Raw genomic sequence first — 17,161 nt, forward strand, 5'->3', positions numbered from 1 at the left:
GTCGGATGGTCGGATGGTGCGGGCGGTCGGTGGGCGTGCAGCGGGGTGGCGGGTGGCGGCGGTCCGCCGGCCCGGTCGGTGCGTGGCGTCCCGGCCTCCGGGCTCAGCGGGCCGCCGGGGGCCGGACCGGGCGCGGGGGGACGGCCGGCGGCTGCGGGGGGAGGGGCGGGACCGGGGGCAGCGGAGCGGCGGCGGAGCCGATCACCGGGATGTCCGGCAGGGTCGGGTCGTAGTCCTCGTCGTCCGCGCCCGCCGGCCCGGATCCGGCCGCGGTGATCACCGGAAGGTCCAGCGCGGTCGCGGTCCGGCCGTCCTCGGCCTCCGCCGGTTCGGCCGCCGGGGGCGGGTCGATCGGGATCACCGCGACGGTGATGTTGTCGTGCCCGCCGGAGGCGACGGCGAACTTGACCAGGGTCTGGGCGGTGGCGAGCGGTTCGGTGCGGGCGTCCGGACGGACGAAGTAGGCGAGGTCGGTGGCGGCCTCGGCGTAGTTCCAGAGTCCGTCGGTGCAGATCAGCAGCACGCCGGGGACGTGCGGGGTGAAGTCGAGGGTGTGCGGCACGACCTCCTCGGCGTCGGCGCCGAGCCAGCCGGTGATGGCGTGGGCGCGCGGGTCCGCGTAGGCCTCGGCCTCGCCCATCAGTCCGGCCTCGACCATCCGGGCGGCCCAGGAGTCGTCCTGGGTGAGCCGGAACGGCTCGGCGGAGACCCGGTCGTCCGGGATCCAGTACGCGCGGGTGTCGCCGACCCAGCCGATGGTGACCCGGCCGCCGGCCGCGATCGCGCTGACGTAGGTGCAGGCGGGCGCGTTGACGTCGGGCCGGAGCGGCTTGGTGCCGTCGGTGGCCAGGGCGGCCACGGCGGCGGCGGCGTCGGCGATCGCCCGGCGCATGGCCGCGGTCGGTTCCTGGCCGGCCTCCAGCGAGCTGAGCAGCGACTCGGAGGCGGCGTCGACGGCGGTCTCGGAGGCCTGGTCGGGCCGGTCGGAGGAGGAGACGCCGTCGCAGACCACGGCCACCACGACCGGTTCGCCGCCGGGCAGCGAGGTGGCGGCGACGGTGAAGGAGTCCTCGTTGCGGTGGTGCCGGACACCCCGGTCGCTGACCCCGGCGACGCCGCCGAGCGCCTTCTCCATGTGGTCGCGGGGGCGCGGCTGGGCGCGGCCGCAGGCCTCGCAGTAGCCGTCGCCGGTGACCTGCTGGAGCCCGCAGTGTGCGCAGGCGGGGCCGCCGTGCGCAGCCGCGGCGCCCGGTGCACCCGCGGCGCCCTGGAGGCCCGGCGTGCCGTTGGCGCCCTGGGAGTTCTGCGCCGGGACGGTGGGCGTGTCGGGCAGGGTCGGTGCGTGGCCCTCGTCACCGTCCCGGGCTGCGGACCAGCTGGGCGGCATCGCGCCGGGGGCGGGACGGCCGTCGCGGCTCGCCCCGCAGGAGCCGCAGAAGACGTCCCCCGGGTCCATCGGCTCGGCACAGCTCTGGCACACGGTCTGCTGCGGCATCTCTTACACCCACGTCCTGGGGCGGGCGCGGTTGGCCCGCTCCACCATGTCGATCCTGTTCTCGGCCCGGTCGGCCAACCGGGCGAGTACCCGGTATGACTGCTCCAGGGCGAACCGCAGTTCCCGTTCCACCGCGGGCCGTCCCAGCACGCTGACCTCGCCGGTTGTCCGGCCCACGCCGGTCTCGCCGGGTGACCCGGCGGTGACCCAGCCGAGCGCGGCGCCGAGCACCTCGACGGCGAGCTCCTCGCGGCGGCGGTCGTCCAGGCGCAGCGCGGTCAGCTGCTCGGAGCTCGCGCCGAGGTCGGCGCCGAGCGGGTCGGTGGCGGGCCGCTCGCGCAGCCGGGCCCGGACGGCGGCGATCCGGGCGGGGGTGTACTGGCTGGAGGTGGCCGGCACGGACTCCAGGACGGCGACGGCGCCGGCCCGGTCCTCGTCGGCGAGCCGGACCCGGGCCAGCCCGAAGGCGGCGCTCAGGTAGCTCTGGTCGGTGCTCCACACCAGACGGTAGAACTCGGCCGCGTCGCCGCCGTCGCCGAGGAGTTCGGCGCAGGCGGCGAGGGCCAGCTTGGGGGCGGCCTCGCCGGGGAAGGCGTCGTAGACGGCGTCGAAGGCCTCGGCGGCGGCGCGCAGCGCCTCGTGGTCGGGCGCGCCGGGGTCGGCCGCGGCGGAGACCAGCGAGGTCAGGCCCCGGTACCAGACCACCCGCCAGTCGTCCGGGTACTCCTGGTCCAGTGCGGCGAGGGCCTCGACGGCCCGGGTGTGCCGGCCGAGTTCGAGCAGGGCGCGCAGCTCGCGGAGCCGGCGCTCGGCGGAGTCGGCGGGCGCGCCCTCCAGCGCGGCCAGCGCCTCCCCCGGGCCGGTGGCGAACAGGGCGGCGAGGAAGCCGGCGTTGGGGTCGGCCGGGTCGACCCGGGGGACGGGCAGGGCGAGCGCGGCGGCGGCGGGGTCGAGGGCGGCCAGCCGCAGTTCGCCGGGCCGGACCGTCGGTGCGACCAGCTCGGTGTCCACCACGCGCAGTTCGGGGCCGAACAGGGTGGAGGGCGCGGGTCGGGCCCGCCCGTCCTGGAGGGCCAGCACCTCGCGCAGGACGCCGGTGAGCTGGTCGGCCATCTCCTCGGCGGAGGCGAACCGGCGGGCCGGGTCCGGGTCGGTGGCGCGGACGAGGAAGCGGTAGTACGACTCGTACGCGGCGAAGACCGGCACGGACTCCGGGCCGGGCAGGGTGTCCCGGTGGACGGTGGAGTAGCCCTGGAAGTCGAAGCTGAGCACGGCGAGGGTGCGGGCCACCGTGTAGAGGTCGGAGGCGGGGGAGGGGCCGTCGGTGGCGATCTCCGGTGCCTGGTAGCCGATGGTGCCGTAGATCGGGCCGTCGTCGTCGAGGCGGCGGACGGCGCCCATGTCGATGATCTTGAGCGTGTCGCCGCTCTGGATCGCGTTGTCGATCTTGAAGTCGCAGTAGACCAGCCCGCGGGCGTGCAGGTAGCCCAGCGCGGGCAGCGCCTCCAGCGCGTAGGCGATCGCCTGCTCGACCGGCAGCGGCTCGCGCCGGCCGTCCGGGGTGCGGCGCTCGTTGGCGATGTCCTTGAGCGACTTGCCGCCGACGTACTCCATCACGATGTAGCCGTCGGTCGCGCCGGTGCGCAGGTCCGGGTGCTCGGCGAAGTTGATGATGCGGACGATGCTCGGGTGGTCCACCTCGGCCAGGAACCGGCGCTCGGCGACGGCCACCGCCAGCGCGTCCTCGTCCCCGGTGTCCAGCAGGCCCTTGAGCACCACCCACTTGTCGCTGACCCGCCGGTCCACCGCCAGGTAGATCCAGCCGAGCCCGCCGTGCGCCAGGCAGCCCACCACCTCGTACTGGCCGCCGACCAGGTCGCCCCGGCGCAGCTTCGGCGTGAACGAGTACGGCGTGCCGCACTTGGTGCAGAACCCCTCCGGGCGGCCCGGCGTGCCGTTCCGCTCCCGGCCCACCGGGGTGTCGCACTTGGAGCAGAACCGCTTGCGCTCCGGCACCTCCGGGTTCACCAGGACCGCCTGCGCAGGGTCGGCCGCGGCGACGGTCGGCACCGTCACGAGGCCGGCGCCCAGCCGGTGGCGGGTGCCCACGGTGCCGCTGCCCCGGCTGCTGCGCACCGAGACCGAGCGGCCGCTGCCGGTCCGGGTCGAGCGGTGCGAGCGGGAGCGTCCGGACAGCGAACGGGACGAGCCGGTGCGGGTCGAGCCGGTGCGCGAGGACCCGGTGCGCGAGGACCCGGTGTCCGGGTCGAGGACGGCGCGCCCGGTCGGGGAGTGCGCGGAGGTGGTCCCGCCGGAGCCCTCGGGCGGCGTGAGGCCGCACTCGTCGCAGTAGCCGTCGGCGTCGATCGTCCCGGAACAGGCGCGGGGGCACGGCAGGCCCGGGCCCGCCGGGGCCCGGACGGCCTGCCGCGCGGCCGGTACGGCCGCGCCGGTGGCGGTCCTCACGGAGACGGAGGAGGTGCCCGCCGGGGCGAGGCCGCACTCGTCGCAGTAGCCGTCCGTGTCGATCGTCCCGCTGCCGGTGCACTCCGGCCGTACGCACGTCTCGCCCATCACCCTCAGCCCCCCAGTCCCTGTCCCTGTGCCGCCTGTCCGTCGACCGGCTCCCCGCCGGCCGACGCCTGTGCCGCCTCGCCCTGTGCCGGCCGCAGCGACTGCTGGAACCGGGCCACCGCGCCCGCCGCCGCGCGCAGGTCGCAGGGCGCGCTCCAGAGCAGCCAGCGCGCCTTCTCGTACCGCTCCACCACTTCCGGGTCCTCGGCCACCCGCAGCCGGGCGGCCATCGCCTTGTACGCGTCCAGGCGCCCGCGCAGTTCGGCCCGGAAGGCCAGCGGCTGGGTCACCTCGGTGAGCGACTGCCGGGCCCGGGCCAGTTCCTTGGCGGCCGCGTCCTCCAGCGCGTCCAGCAGCGGCGCGAGCCGGTACCACTGCCCGTTCTGCCGCAGCTCCAGGGCGACCACGATCCGTTCGCGCAGCGCCGAGGCCGGGCCCGGGACGGCGGGCACCTCGGTCGCGGCGATCTTCGCCAGCACCTCGCCGCGCGCGCGGCGGGCCTCGGCCAGCGTGACGTCGGCCCGCTGCAGCAGCTCGCCGACGCCCTGCAGCCGCTCCTCGGCGTCGTCGCGCAGCCGCAGCAGGTTCTCCAGCTCCAGCCGGACGCCGTCCAGCGCCCGCCCGGCCCGGTCGAACCGCTCGGTGTCCACCACCCCGGACGGGGTGGCCAGCGCGCCGCCGTCCGGGACGGTCCCGCGCTGGGCGGGGACCCGGGCCGGCCGCCAGAGCGCGAGCGGGTCGCTGCGCACCTCGGCCCGCAGCGCGTTCAGGTCGGTCTCCAGCCCGACCAGGTCGTCGCCGAGCGGGTGGCCGCCGGGGTGCACGCCGAGCGAGCCGGCCAGGGTCTGCACCCGGCGCAGCTCGGCGAGCAGCAGGTCGATCCGGGCGGGCAGCGCCGTCCAGACCGCGTCCGCGGCGGAGACCACCTCCAGCACGGTGGCGTACCAGGAGTTCATCCGGGTCATCAGCCCGTCCAGGCTGACCCGTTCGACCAGCCGGGCGGGCGCGCCGAGCAGTTGCGCGCCGTCCGGTGCGCCGCCGGGCACGGTCACCGCGTCGCCGGTGAGGAGCTCGCTGAGTTCGGCGAGTTCGGGCCCGCCCGGTCGGGCCTTGCGGGCCCGCACCGCGCGGGCCGAGGCGAGCGCCTCCGAGTAGCGGTCGAACAGCGCCCAGAGCATCGGCAGTCCCTGCCCGGCGACGGACCACCGCTCCTGCGTCCGCCCGGACAGCGCGGCGCCGTCGAGCAGCCGCAGCCCCGAGTGGTCCTGGAGGGAGAGCAGCGCGGACTCGACCGCGTCGCGTTCCGCGCCGAGGCGCGCCAGCGCGCGGTCCACCTCCTCCCGGCTCAGCACCGGGCCAGCAGAAGCCGCCAACGCCCTCTCTCCTCCTCCGCCTGCTCCGTGGTTCCCTGTTCCGTGCTTCGCCGCTCCGCGGTCCCCGGCTCCGTCCCGTGCTCCGCAGGGCCTCCGCCGAGATCCGTCCCGACCCTAGCGGGTGCCTCCCGGGAGCCCGCCGTCCCGGCCCTCGGGGTCGTCACTGCGGCATCGGCCAGTAGTGCTCGGCGTCGTTCAGCAGGTACGGCTTGAGCCAGCGGTCGTACGTGCCGCGCCAGGCGCCGCTCGTGTGGTAGTCGCCGAGCACCTGGTTCACCCGGGCCGTCAGGTCGGTGCTGGTCTTCAGCATCGCGATGCCCATCACGCCCGGCCGGACCTCGCCGTCCACCACCCGGACGGTCTGGTCCTGGGCCGCCTGACTGGCCGCCAGGACGTCGTCCGTCATCGTCGCGTCGACCTTGCCCAGCTGCATCAGCACCAGGCAGTCCAGGTTGTTCTCCGGGGTGACGAGCTCCTTGATCGGGCGGTTCTTCAGCTCCTCCAGGGCCGAGGAACCGGCCGCGGCGCAGGCGGTCGTGCCCTTCAGCGCCTCGTCGAGGTTCTTCGCGGTGGACGACTTGGGCACCACCACCCGCTGGCTCATGGTGAAGTACGGCCGCGAGAAGGACACCTGCTCCATCCGCTCGCAGGTGATCGTCATCGTGCGGATGATCAGGTCGACCCGGCCCTCCTGGATGAACTTGATCCGCTCGGCGGTCGGGACCGCCTTGAGCGTCACCTTCTCCGGGTCGCCCATGATCGCGGTGCCGATCGCCCGGGCGAGGTCGATGTCGAAGCCCTCGATCTGACCGGTGTTCGGGTTGCGCGAGCCCCAGCGGTAGCTGTTCAGGTCGATGCCGATGACCAGGCTGCGCTTGGCCTTGATGGCCTTCACCGCGGGCCCGTCCTCGCCGCTCGGCGGCACGCTCCTGTACACGTCGCAGGCGCCCGCCTGCTCCTGCCGGGGCGCCGAGGCCGCCTGCACCTCCAGCGGCGCGCCGCCCGCCGGCGCCGCGCCCGGCGACCCGCTCCCGCCGAGGACCGCCGCGCCGGAGGCCAGCAGCGCCAGCGCCACCGCCGTACGGGCCGCCCGTACCGTTGCCCTGCTCATCTTCCCGTCCCCCCTCTACCGGTACTCGGCCAGTCGGCGGCCCAGCCCGCGGACCGCCGCGGCGGCCGCGAGCAGGCCCAGCACCGCGACGGCCACGGCCGCGGTGCGCAGGTCCCCGTCGACACCCAGGGCCGCGTCCCTGAACCGGCCCTCCTCCAGGGTGGCGGCCCTGGCCAACTGCTGGTCGACGGCGTTGAACGAGGCGTCGGCGGTCTTCGGCACGTCCGCCTCCTTGACCGTCACCGTCGCGTCCAGGGCGCCCTGGTAGTCGCCGTCCTTGTTCTCCAGGTCGCTCGCCGCGGTGTGCCGCTCGCGCCACTGCTGGTAGTCGAGCCGCGCCTGGTCGAGCGCTCCCCGGGCCTCCGGCGGTGCCAGCGTCTGCGCCTCCACCAGCGTGCCGGTCGGCGCGGTGCCGGGCTGGGGGTCGATCGCGACCAGGTGCCCGGAGGTCTTCGACCAGAGCTCGGCGTACTTGGCGCTGGAACCGCGCGCCACCAGGTGCAGGTTCTCCGCCAGCCGGGCGGTCAGTACGTCCACCCGGGCGGAGTTGAGCACCCGCAGGGGCGCCGCGCCCTCGCGCTCCGCGCGCCGGAGCGTGGAGCCGGCGCCGGTCGCGGCCGCGGTCAGCCAGAGCACCCCGGCCAGCACGGCGGCGGTCGCCGCCAGCAGCCCCGGGTTGAACACCCGGTTGGTCCGCCGGAACAGCGCCATCTGCACCCAGACCAGCGCCGTCAGCACGATCACACCCAGCAGGTACCCGGCCCACGGGGTGGCCCGGGCGTCCGCGAGGTCGTCGGCCAGCGCCTCGTTCTCGGCCGCGATGAGCTTCTCGGCGGCCGGCAGCAGCCCGGTGCGCATCTGCTCGGAGGCGTACCGCAGGTAGGCGCCGCCGAGCGGGAAGCCCTGCCGGTTCTCGGCCCGCGCGTTCTCCACCAGCCCCGCGTACACCGGGACCTGCTGGTTGAGGGTGGAGAGCCACTCCTGCGCGGGGGAGGAGGTGGTGGTCCGGGCCGCCGCCTCGGAGATCAGCTGGGACGCCGTCCTGAGGTCCTGCTCGTAACGGGCCCGGACGGCCCTCGGCTCGGCGCCCGCCAGCAGGAAGCCGGTCGCCGCGGTGGTGTCCGCGTCGGCCAGCGAGAGATGGATGTCGGCGGCGGCCTGGCTGAGCGGCTGGCTGTACCCGACGACCCGCTTCGCGGCCTGCGCCCGGGAGTTCAGCTGGGCGGCGGTGAGCGCGCCGAACGCCAGGGTCAGTACCGCCAGCAGCGCCCCGGCCAGCCGCAGCCGCCCCGGGGCCGTCCGGGTGGCCTGCCCCAGCCGGGCGATCGGCCCGGCCGCCACGGCCACCGGGCCCGGGCCGCCGCGCCCCGGCGTGACCGCTGATGAACCGTCGGGCCGCCCCGGTGCGAGCGCGCCCGACCCCTTCGTACGAACCGGTGTCGCCACCAGCCTCACCCTCCCCTGTGGCCCGCACCCGCATTCGGGACCCGGCCGTTGCCAGCAGTATGGCCGTCACTCCCCGCGGCCACACCCGAGTTGCGCCGATCTTGAGCTTCTCCGTACCGCTGCGCGCCGCCGGACCGGGGGTCTCCCGGGCCCCGGGCCCCCAGGGTGCGGGGCGGGCGGCGATCGGGTCGACGCGGGAAGCACCCTATGCGGTTCCCCGGACAGTCGGAGGGCTGGGGTCCGCTTGTGCCGGTCCGGTGACGGGGGCAGCCGCTCCGTACGATGGCGGCATGCGTCTTCTGGGAACGATCTCCGCCGACCGTCCGCTGCTCGTCGTCGCCGTCCGGGAGGAGGCCGCCCACCTCGGCGACCGGCTCCCGGTCCTGCTGACCGGCATCGGCAAGCTCAACGCGGCCGCCGCACTGGCCACCGTCCTCGCCCGGGAGACCCACCCCTCCGAGGTGGTCAACCTCGGCACCGCCGGAGCCCTGCGCCCCGGCTGGGAGGGCACCCACACCGTCACCCAGGTGATCCAGCACGACATCGACACCCCCGCCCTGTTCGCACTGACCGGCCGGACGTACGGCGCCCCCCTGGTCGTCGGCAAGGGCGACGGCCCGGTGCTGGCCACCGGCGACCTCTTCGTCTCGGACCCGGCCGCCCGTGACCGGCTGGCCGAGCACGCCGACCTGGTCGACATGGAGGGCTACGCCGTCGCGACCGTGGCCCACCGCGCCGGCGTCCCGGTCCGCCTGGTCAAGCACGTGAGCGACGAGGCGGGCGACGGTGCCGCCCACACCTGGCGCGAGTCCGTCGACACCTGCGCCCGTCACCTCGCCGACTGGCTCCACGGCCAGGGCTGGTGAGGACAGGTCAGCTCCGCCGGGGCCGTCGGGCCGGTGCCCGTGGTTAGGGTGGCGGGCGTGACCGAGAACACCGTGGCCGATGGCGGCGCGAGCGACGAATCCGTGACCGGTGAATCCGTGACCGGTGAATCCGTGACCGGCGATTGTGGGACCGGCGATTCCGCGACCGGCGGGGTGGCGACCGGGGACGTGGCGACCGGGAGGTCGGCGGACGAGGGCCGTGCGGGCGGGCGGGCCGACCTGCGCCCGCCGGGGGTCGACGCCGACGAGCACACCACGCTGCTCACCTTCCTGGACTACCTGCGCGCCTGCGTGATCGCCAAGACGGACGGCCTGTCCGACGAGGACGCCCGGCGGCCCGGGGTGGCGTCCGGGACCAGCCTGCTCTGGCTGGTGCGCCACCTCACCGCCGTCGAACTGAACTGGTTCCTCTGGGCGTACCGGGGTGACGACGTCGAGCTGTGGGACGACGAAGCGCTCTCGCCCGGCGACGAGACGGTGGCGGAGTCGGTGGCCGCGTACCGGGAGGCGATCGTCCGGGCGAACGCGGTGATCGGTGCGGCGGCGGAGCTGGACCGCCCCGGGGTGCGGTCGCTGCGGCCCGACGGCGAGGCGCCGTCGATGCGTTGGCTGCTGGTGCACATGATCGAGGAGACCGGGCGGCACGCCGGGCACGCCGACATCCTCCGCGAGCAGCTGGACGGTGCGGTCGGTCGCTGACGGTCTCCGGCCGCGACCCGCCGTTCCCGCCGTTCGCGCGGTCCCCGCCGTCCCCGCCGTCGACGGGGCGGGTGGACGCCTCGCTGACGGTCAGTGGAATACTCCCCCGCGCACCGTCGGCGCCGTTACGGCGGCGCCGTGCGTTTTCACACAGGGGGATCAGAAGTTCATGTCATCGTCAGGTAGAAATGCCCGTCGCTCCGCTCGCACCGCGGGGAGTGCGCTGGGGGCGTCCGTTCTCGCGCTGACCCTGCTCACCACCGCGGCCTGCGGTCCGGAGAACAGCTCGGCCGACGTCGCCGTCACGGCCGGCGCGCAGCCGAACCTCGGACTGCCGGCCAATCTGGACGAGCTGAAGAAGTGGAAGTTCGACGACTGGGAGAAGTGGGCGAAGGACTACGCCCTCCCGGCCGCCGCCAAGGGCTTCTGGACCTTGGACAAGCTGCTCAAGGCCAAGCCCGACGAGCCGATCGCGCCGCCGGCGCCGCCCACCGCGCCGCCGGCCCAGCCGCCCGCCCAGCCCACGCAGCCCGCCCCGCCGACGCAGGCCCCGGCCCAGCCGACGGCGCCGGGGGCGCCGTCCGTGCCGTCCGCACCGGGCACCAAGCCGCCGGCCGGCCAGCCCACCCAGCCGGGGCACCCGACCACCCCGGCGGCGCCGAAGCCGTCCGGCACCCAGCAGCCGGCCTCGCAGGCCCCGGCGCCGCCGGCCCAGCCGCCCGCCGGCCAGCCGACGCAGGCTCCCGCCCAGCCGGGACAGCCGTCCCAGCCCGCGAAGCCCGCCCAGCCCGCCCAGCCGGCCGACAACGGCAACGACCCGCTGCCCAAGACGGTCAACGCCCAGCCCCTCCCGCACCCGTACACCAAGCTCGGCGTGCACGGGAAGCTGTTCGCCGACGAGCCGGGCAGCGGCGCGGCCGCCGCCGGCGGCCTCAACCACTTCCAGTGCTCCGCCACCGTGGTCGCCGACCCGGCCCACCCCGGCAGGAGCAACCTGGTCTGGACCGCCGGCCACTGCGTCCACCAGGGCCGGGGCGGCGCGTTCTTCAGCAACCTCTCCTTCATACCGGCGTTCAACAGCAACGGAGCGCTGAGCGGGGGCAAGCAGGCGGACGAGTCCCAGTACGCGCCGTTCGGCATCTGGAACGCCACCCAGGCGGTGACCTCCCCGCAGTGGAAGGCGGAGGGCGGCAAGGGTGGCGACCCGGCGACCCACTACGACTTCGCGATCATCCGGGTGAAGCCCGCCGACGGCGCCAAGTCGCTGGAGGAGACGGTCGGCGGCGCGGTGCCGGTCTGGTTCAACGCCCCGCGCGAGCAGCTGACCATCTCCGAGTACGGCTACCCGGCGGCCGCGCCGTTCGACGGCATGGAGCTCAACCGCTGCGAGAGCGGCCGGCCGTCCCGGCTGTCGTACGAGCCGAGCCGCCCGCCGATGCACGCCATCGGCTGCACCATGACGGGCGGTTCCAGCGGCGGCGGCTGGCTGGCGGTGAAGGACGGCCAACCGGTGCTGGTCAGCAACGTCTCGGTCGGCAAGCACACCGGCGAGCCGAAGTTCCAGGCCGGCCCCTACCTGGACGACGTCGCGGCGGGCGCCTACGACTTCCTCTCCAGGAAGGGCTGAGGCCCCGCAGACCGCCGACGGCCGCCCCTCGCACCGGACTTCCCCGGGCGGGGGGCGGCCGTCCGCCGCCCGGACGCCGTCGGCCCTACGCGCCGAACGCCGCCAGGTCCAGCGCGGCGAGCCGCTCCGGGTCGCTCAGCACGTCGATGGCCGCGATCGTGCCGCCGACCACCGTGAAGGCCATGATCGAGACCGGCCGTCCGTTGGCACCGACCACCACGACCCCCGCCGCGCCGTTGACGAGCGCCGGGCGCGCGTACGGCGAGAGGCTGCGGAACATGACCGCCTGGCCGGCCACCGTGCGGGCGCCGTTGAGGACCACCGGCCGGCGGTCCCGGCCGGCCGAACCGTCGGCGCGCAGCACCACGTCCGGGGCGAGGACGGCGAGCAGCGCGTCGAGGTCGCCGTCCCGGGTGGCGGCGAAGAAGGCGTCGACGGCCACCCGCTGCCGGGCGAGGTCCCGGTCCGGGGCGGGTGCCCGCCCCTGGACCTTGCGGCGGGCCCGGCCGGCCAGCTGGCGGGTGGCCGCCCCGGTCTTCTCGATCAGCGGCGCGATCTCGTCGAACGGCACCGCGAACAGGTCGTGCAGGACGAACGCGACCCGTTCGGCGGGCGACAGCGACTCCATCACGACCATCAGGGCCAGACCGACCGAGTCGGCCAGCAGCACCTCCTGTTCGGGGTCGACGGCGTCCGCGCGCCCGATCAGCGGGTCCGGTATCCGGGGCACCTCGGCGACACCCGCCTCGGCCCGCGACTCGAAGGACTCCTCGCGCCGCCGGGCGCGCGACCGGAGCTGGTTGAGGCAGATCCGCCCGGCCACCGTGGTCAGCCAGCCGCCGAGGTTCTCGACGTCGGCGGTGTCGGTCCGGTCGTACCGCAGCCAGGTGTCCTGGACGGCGTCCTCGGCCTCGCCGATCGAGCCGAGCATCCGGTAGGCGACGGCCCGCAGATGGGTCCGGTGCGCCTCGAAGAGTTCGGCCGGCAGTGCTTTCTCGTCCACCCGTGTCACATTCCTTCGTCGCCGTGGGCCGTCGCTCCGGAACCGCGCGACCCGGCGGCTCCGACCGGAAGATCAACTTCCGGCGGGGAGGCGAAGTGCCCGACGGCGGCGGTCAGGACCGCCCGGCGGTCACCGGCCCGCCGGCCCTCGCCGCCGTCACCACCGACTCCGCGGTGACCACCTTGGCGAACCGCATCGCGTGCAGCACCGTGCCGGTGGCCCGGGCCAGTTCGGCGGCCGGGACGGTGACCCCGTCGGGCCCGGCCATGTCGAACGCGTGCATCGCGTCGATCGGGAAGACCGCGTCGTACCCGAGGTTGCCGGCCATCCGCGCGGTGGTCTCGTTGCAGACGTTCGTGATGATGCCGACGATGACGACCTGCTCCGCGCCCCGCTCCCGGAGCCAGGCGTGCAGGTCCGGCGTGCCGTAGAAGGCGCTGTTCACGGTCTTGGTGATGTGCAGGTCCGGTTCGACCGCCGCCACGAAGTCCTTCAGCTCGTGGCCCGGGGTGCCCTCCGCGAGCGGCCCGGTGGGGGAGACGTGCTGCACGGTCACGATCGGCCGTCCGGTGGCCTGCCACACGTCGATCAGTTCGCCGATCCGTCGTTCGGCCCCGGGGTTGTCGCGTTCGCCCCAGAACGCGGTGTCCTCGAAGCCCTTCTGGACGTCGATGACCACGAGGACGGAGTCGGGGGCGATGGTGAGCGGGGCGTCGAAGGCGCTGGTGTTCGTCATGCGTCCATCGTGCGGCGGCCCCTCCCGGCGGAGTGAGGGGCGGTGGGGCCACCCATCGATATGATCCTGCCAACCGGCAGGGAGAGGGTGGACGGTCGTGCGCACGGTGGGGTGTCTGGTCTTCGACGGCGTCCGGGCCTTCGACTACGCGGTGATCGGGGAGGTCTGGGACAACCGGCCGAGCCGGCCCGGACTGCCCGACTTCGAGCTGCGGGTCTGCGGCCCGGCCGGCGCCCGGGTGCGGCTCGGCGGCGGCCTGGAGCGGGTGCCGGACCACGGCCTGGACGCGCTCGCCGAGTGCGACCTGGTCGTCGTCCCCGGGATGGAGCGGCCGTACGAGCCGCGCGACCCCGCCGTGCCCGCCGCGCTGCGCGCCGCGCACGAGCGCGGCGTCACCGTCGCCTCGCTCTGCGCGGGTGCGTTCGTGCTCGCGGAGGCGGGGCTGCTCGACGGCCGCCCGGCCACCACCCACTGGGCGCTCGCCGGTGAACTCGCCCGGCGCTTCCCGGCGGTGGACGTCCGGCCCGAGGTGCTGTTCACGGGCGAGGGGCAGATCTGGACCTCGGCGGGGGTGGCGGCCGGCATCGACCTCTGCCTGCACCTGGTCCGTGCCGCCCACGGCGAACGGGCCGCCGCGAGCATCGCCCGCGCGATGGTCACCGCGCCGTTCCGCTCGGGCGGGCAGGCGCAGTTCATCCCGTCCCCGGTCCCGGAGGACGGCGGTGCGGACGGGGACGACCCGCTGGTCCGGGCCCGCGCCGAGGTCCTGGCCGCGCTGGACTCCCCGTGGACGGTCCGCCGGATGGCCGGACTCGCCCTGATGTCGGAGCGCTCCTTCGCCCGCCGCTTCGTCGCCGCCACCGGGACCACGCCGCTGCGCTGGCTGCTGGAACAGCGGGTGCTGACGGCCCAGCGGCTGCTGGAGGAGACCGACCTGCCGGTGGACACGGTCGCCGTCCGCTGCGGCTTCGGCTCGGCCGTCTCGCTGCGCCCCGCCTTCACCACCCGGGTCGGCGTGGCCCCGCGCGAGTACCGCCGCGCCTTCCGGGGCCGGGAGCTCTAGGCCCGGGGCCGGCCGCCACCGGTGATCCGGGCCGCCCGGTCGGCTCCGGCGCTCTCGATCCGGGGCGTCAGGCCGTCCAGGAGGTTGGCCAGGCCGAACTCGAACAGGGCGTCCAGGTCCAGGTCGTAGCCGCTCGCTAGGTCCGCCATCAGGCGGGTGAAGACCGGGAAGCGGCCCGAGTCGGCGAGCGGGCCGAGGGCGGGGACCCGGCTGTCCGTCCACTGGTCGGCGGTGACGCCGGTGGAGGACTGGGCCTGTGCCTCCCGCTCCAGGTTGACGGCGATGCCCTCGATGTAGCTGTACAGCAGGACGTGGACGTCCATCATCGTCGTGGGGTCCAGGCCGTGGCCGTCCAGTGCGGCGAGCGCCCACTCGGCGTGGGCCAGCAGGTTGGGCAGCATCAGCGGCCGGGTGACCGGGCTGAGCTGGGCGAGCCAGGGGTGACGCCGGAACAGCGCCCAGAGGGTGCGGGCGCTCAGTTCCAGGCGGGGCCGCCAGCCGGCGGGCGGCTCGGCGGGGTAGGAGGCGTCGCCGAACGCGGCGTCGGCGGCGAGCAGGACGAGTTCGTCCTTGCTGGTGACGTACCGGTACGGGGACATCGCCGAGACTCCGAGCCGGGCCGCCACGGCGCGCATCGAGAGGGCGGGGAGGCCTTCCGCATCGGCCAGGTCGAGGGCGGCCCGGACGATCCGCTCGCGGCTCAACTCGCCTTCCTGCGGGTGCTGGTGCCGAGCGGGCTGGTGCGGACGCGCGGGAGCCGGTGCGTCGGCCCCGGTGGCCGTGGCCGTGGTCGTCGCGGAGGGCGTGGCGGGCGTGGCGGGCGTGGCCACCACGGTGCCGACCCGGGGGAGAGCCTCCACCAGGCCCTCCAGGCGCAGCACGGTCAGCGCCTTGGTGGCGGTGGCGAGGGCGACGCCCCACTCCTGGGCGATCCGTCGGGTCGAGGGCACCCGCTCGCCGGGCGAGAGCTCCCCGGTGCTGATGCGCCGCCGCAGTTCGGCGGCGATGCGCCGGAAGGGGGGCGGGGCTGTGTCCGGTGCCACGGGCAGGGCTCCTCGGGTGAGGTTTTTCGTGGGGGCGGCCGCTCTGTACTAGCTCAGACCCTAGCAGCGCCGATGGCGGTAACGGCCGTGCTGTCCTAGCTCAGAACTGGGCCCAAGCGGCGTGGAGGGCGCTTGCGGCGCCCTGAATTTACGTCGTACATTCAGGGCGCTTACAGCGTACGAAGCCGAACAGGGAGTACCCGTGAAGACCGTCCTCATCTCCGGTGGCGGAGTCGCCGGCACCGCGCTCGCCCACCTGCTGCACCGCAACGGCTTCGCCCCGACGGTGGTCGAGCTGGCCCCCGGCCCCCGCGCCGGCGGCCAGGCGGTCGACATCCGGGGCGTCGCCCTCGACGTGGTCGAGCGGATGGGGCTGGGCGAGCAGGTCCGTGCCGTCCGGACCAGGATGCGCGGCATGTCCGTCGTCGACGCCGACGGCAACGAGGTGCACCGCTCCACCGAGGCGACCTACAGCAGCGGCCGTCTGGACAGCGGTGACGTCGAGCTGCTGCGCGAGGACCTGGTCGCGATCCTGGCCGAACACGTGTCCGGGGAGGCCGAGTTCGTCCACGGCGACAGCATCGCCGCGCTCCGCGAGGACGAGCACGGCATCCACGTCGCCTTCGAGCGCGGGCGGCCCCGCACCTTCGACCTGGTGGTCGGCGCGGACGGACTCCACTCGCGGGTCCGCCGGCTGGCCTTCGGCCCGGAGGGGCGGTTCCTGCGTCCGCTCGGCACCCACGTCGCGATCTTCGAGGCCGACAACTTCCTCGGCCTGGAGGACTGGCAGGTCTGGCACCGCGACGGGGAGGCCGGTTACGGCGTCTACCCCGTGCGCGACAACCGGGAGTTGCGGGTCACCTTCGGCTGGAGGAGCGAGGAGCCCGTCGAGCGGGACGGCGATGCGGCGCGGACGCTGGTCGCGGAGCGGATGGCGGAACTCCGCTGGGAGACGCCCCGGCTGCTGGCGGCGCTGCACCGTTCGACCGGCTTCTACGCCGACGCGATGGCGCAGATCCACCTGGACCGCTGGTCCGCGGGCCGCGCGGTCCTGCTCGGGGACGCCGGGTACTGCGCCTCGCCGCTGTCGGGCCAGGGGACGGGCCTCGCCCTGGTCGGCGCCCACCTGCTGGCCGACGAACTCGGCCGGGCCCGCGCGGCCGGGGAGGGGCACGCCCCGGCCTTCGACCGTTACGAGCGGCGGATGCGCCCGTTCGTCGACCTCAACCAGGCGCTCGCCACCGAGAACCCGGGCGGCCCGGCGTCCGAGGAGTCGGTCGAGCGGGCGAAGAACGCGATCTCCCTGGACGCGAATTGACCCGTGATTCCGACAGCTGAATGCACCATGTTCCTGGTCGCATCCGACACTAGAGTGATCATCACGAGGTCGCGGCAGGGAGCCGGGACCGCCCGATCCGGGGGAGCACCACCATGACCGCCAGCCCGCTGAAGCCGCTGCTGACCCGCGCCGCCACCGCCGAGACCACCAGCGACCCGAGCAGCGTCATGACCCTGCTCGCCGACTGCGGGACCGACGGCAGCCCGATCACCAGCTACCGTTCCTCCTTCGCCGAGGGGGCCGTCGGCGCCCCGGCCCACTTCCACACCCGGGCCTCCGAGCTGTTCTTCGTCATCGGCGGTGCGCTCCAGGTGCTGGTCGAGGACACGGTGGAGACCCTCGGCGCGGGTGACTTCCTGCTCGTCCCCCCGCACGCCCCGCACGCCTTCGCCGCCGCACCCGGCTCCGCGGCCGACGTGCTCTTCGTGTTCACGCCGGGCATGCCCCGCTTCGACTACCTGCGGCTGCTCGGCCGGGTGATGCGCGGCGAGGCGAGCCCGCAGGAGATCAAGGACTCCTCCGAGCTGTACGACAACCACTACGTGGACAGCCCGCTGTGGCGCGCCACCCTGGCGGCCGCAGCCGGCAAGTGACCTGCCGGGAAGGGGCTTCGGTCCCCGGGGCCGGGCCCGGCGTCAGTCGCGGGCCGGGCGGCTGCGGCCACGGGCGCCCCGCCGCGCGTCCGGGCGTCGTCGCGCACGCGCCGACGGCGGCGGTGGTGCGGGTCTCGGCCGGGTGGCCGGGGACAGGCCGGGCGGCGCGTCG

General features: G+C 75.2%; 14 protein-coding genes. 6 read left to right on the forward strand and 8 right to left on the reverse strand.

Annotated features, from left to right (window positions below; genetic code table 11):
• Positions 1–103: 103 nt before the first annotated feature.
• From ABZY91_RS22165 to ABZY91_RS22185, 5 genes are all read right to left on the reverse strand, one after another.
• Positions 104–1,495: a PP2C family serine/threonine-protein phosphatase gene (locus ABZY91_RS22165; protein ID WP_355404668.1), complete on the reverse strand. Its 1,392-nt coding sequence runs from the start codon at positions 1,493–1,495 to the stop codon at positions 104–106.
• Positions 1,496–1,498: 3 nt separating this feature from the next.
• Positions 1,499–4,069: a tetratricopeptide repeat protein gene (locus tag ABZY91_RS22170; protein ID WP_355404670.1), complete on the reverse strand. Its 2,571-nt coding sequence runs from the start codon at positions 4,067–4,069 to the stop codon at positions 1,499–1,501.
• A gap of 5 nt (positions 4,070–4,074) precedes the next feature.
• Complete coding sequence (locus ABZY91_RS22175; RefSeq protein WP_355404672.1) at positions 4,075–5,442, reverse strand: hypothetical protein; 1,368 nt, start codon at positions 5,440–5,442, stop codon at positions 4,075–4,077.
• Between the two features lie 160 nt (positions 5,443–5,602).
• Positions 5,603–6,553, reverse strand: a complete 951-nt coding sequence (locus ABZY91_RS22180; protein ID WP_329881980.1) for a glutamate ABC transporter substrate-binding protein — start codon at positions 6,551–6,553, stop codon at positions 5,603–5,605.
• Positions 6,554–6,568: 15 nt separating this feature from the next.
• Entirely contained in the window at positions 6,569–7,894 is a 1,326-nt protein-coding gene (locus tag ABZY91_RS22185) for a hypothetical protein (RefSeq protein ID WP_355404674.1), read from the reverse strand.
• Positions 7,895–8,289: 395 nt separating this feature from the next.
• Between ABZY91_RS22185 and ABZY91_RS22190 the strand changes: the two genes are divergently transcribed.
• The 3 genes from ABZY91_RS22190 (at position 8,290) to ABZY91_RS22200 (ending at position 11,212) form a co-directional block, all read left to right on the forward strand.
• Positions 8,290–8,865 (forward strand): nucleosidase, encoded by a 576-nt coding sequence (locus ABZY91_RS22190; protein ID WP_329881982.1) that lies wholly within the window; start codon positions 8,290–8,292, stop codon positions 8,863–8,865.
• Between the two features lie 189 nt (positions 8,866–9,054).
• Positions 9,055–9,585: a DinB family protein gene (locus ABZY91_RS22195; protein ID WP_355404676.1), complete on the forward strand. Its 531-nt coding sequence runs from the start codon at positions 9,055–9,057 to the stop codon at positions 9,583–9,585.
• A 169-nt stretch (positions 9,586–9,754) separates the two neighbouring features.
• Positions 9,755–11,212 carry a hypothetical protein gene (locus ABZY91_RS22200; protein ID WP_355404678.1) on the forward strand — a complete coding sequence of 486 codons (1,458 nt, stop codon included), beginning with the start codon at positions 9,755–9,757 and terminating at the stop codon, positions 11,210–11,212.
• Positions 11,213–11,297: 85 nt separating this feature from the next.
• Here ABZY91_RS22200 and ABZY91_RS22205 read toward each other — a convergent pair whose 3' ends face one another.
• Positions 11,298–12,215 carry a sigma-70 family RNA polymerase sigma factor gene (locus ABZY91_RS22205; RefSeq protein ID WP_355404680.1) on the reverse strand — a complete coding sequence of 306 codons (918 nt, stop codon included), beginning with the start codon at positions 12,213–12,215 and terminating at the stop codon, positions 11,298–11,300.
• A gap of 112 nt (positions 12,216–12,327) precedes the next feature.
• The gene (locus tag ABZY91_RS22210; RefSeq protein WP_355404682.1) at positions 12,328–12,951 is read right to left on the reverse strand and encodes a cysteine hydrolase family protein; all 624 of its coding nucleotides are present in this window, start codon (positions 12,949–12,951) and stop codon (positions 12,328–12,330) included.
• 97 nt (positions 12,952–13,048) lie between these two features.
• Here ABZY91_RS22210 and ABZY91_RS22215 point away from each other — a divergent pair, with 97 nt between their 5' ends.
• Positions 13,049–14,014, forward strand: a complete 966-nt coding sequence (locus ABZY91_RS22215; RefSeq protein WP_355404684.1) for a helix-turn-helix domain-containing protein — start codon at positions 13,049–13,051, stop codon at positions 14,012–14,014.
• Here the strand turns inward: ABZY91_RS22215 and ABZY91_RS22220 are convergent.
• On the reverse strand, positions 14,011–15,057 hold the full coding sequence (locus ABZY91_RS22220) for a TetR/AcrR family transcriptional regulator C-terminal domain-containing protein (RefSeq protein WP_355404686.1): 1,047 nt from the start codon (positions 15,055–15,057) through the stop codon (positions 14,011–14,013). The genes ABZY91_RS22215 and ABZY91_RS22220 overlap by 4 nt on opposite strands.
• A gap of 202 nt (positions 15,058–15,259) precedes the next feature.
• Between ABZY91_RS22220 and ABZY91_RS22225 the strand changes: the two genes are divergently transcribed.
• Both ABZY91_RS22225 and ABZY91_RS22230 read left to right on the forward strand, forming a co-directional pair.
• Complete coding sequence (locus ABZY91_RS22225; protein WP_355404688.1) at positions 15,260–16,375, forward strand: FAD-dependent monooxygenase; 1,116 nt, start codon at positions 15,260–15,262, stop codon at positions 16,373–16,375.
• A gap of 113 nt (positions 16,376–16,488) precedes the next feature.
• Positions 16,489–16,989 carry a cupin domain-containing protein gene (locus ABZY91_RS22230; protein WP_329949392.1) on the forward strand — a complete coding sequence of 167 codons (501 nt, stop codon included), beginning with the start codon at positions 16,489–16,491 and terminating at the stop codon, positions 16,987–16,989.
• The last annotated feature ends 172 nt before the right edge of the window (positions 16,990–17,161 follow it).

It is taken from the genome of Kitasatospora sp. NPDC002965 (assembly GCF_040611255.1).
Lineage (GTDB): Bacteria > Actinomycetota > Actinomycetes > Streptomycetales > Streptomycetaceae > Kitasatospora.

Excerpts from the sequence above, each read along its gene's own strand:
- ABZY91_RS22165 (WP_355404668.1), bottom strand. The coding sequence starts at position 1,495 with ATGCCGCAGCAGACCGTGTGCCAGAGCTGTGCCGAGCCGATGGACCCG.
- ABZY91_RS22170 (WP_355404670.1), bottom strand. The coding sequence starts at position 4,069 with ATGGGCGAGACGTGCGTACGGCCGGAGTGCACCGGCAGCGGGACGATC.
- ABZY91_RS22180 (WP_329881980.1), bottom strand. The coding sequence starts at position 6,553 with ATGAGCAGGGCAACGGTACGGGCGGCCCGTACGGCGGTGGCGCTGGCG.
- ABZY91_RS22190 (WP_329881982.1), top strand. The coding sequence starts at position 8,290 with ATGCGTCTTCTGGGAACGATCTCCGCCGACCGTCCGCTGCTCGTCGTC.
- ABZY91_RS22200 (WP_355404678.1), top strand. The coding sequence starts at position 9,755 with ATGTCATCGTCAGGTAGAAATGCCCGTCGCTCCGCTCGCACCGCGGGG.
- ABZY91_RS22210 (WP_355404682.1), bottom strand. The coding sequence starts at position 12,951 with ATGACGAACACCAGCGCCTTCGACGCCCCGCTCACCATCGCCCCCGAC.
- ABZY91_RS22230 (WP_329949392.1), top strand. The coding sequence starts at position 16,489 with ATGACCGCCAGCCCGCTGAAGCCGCTGCTGACCCGCGCCGCCACCGCC.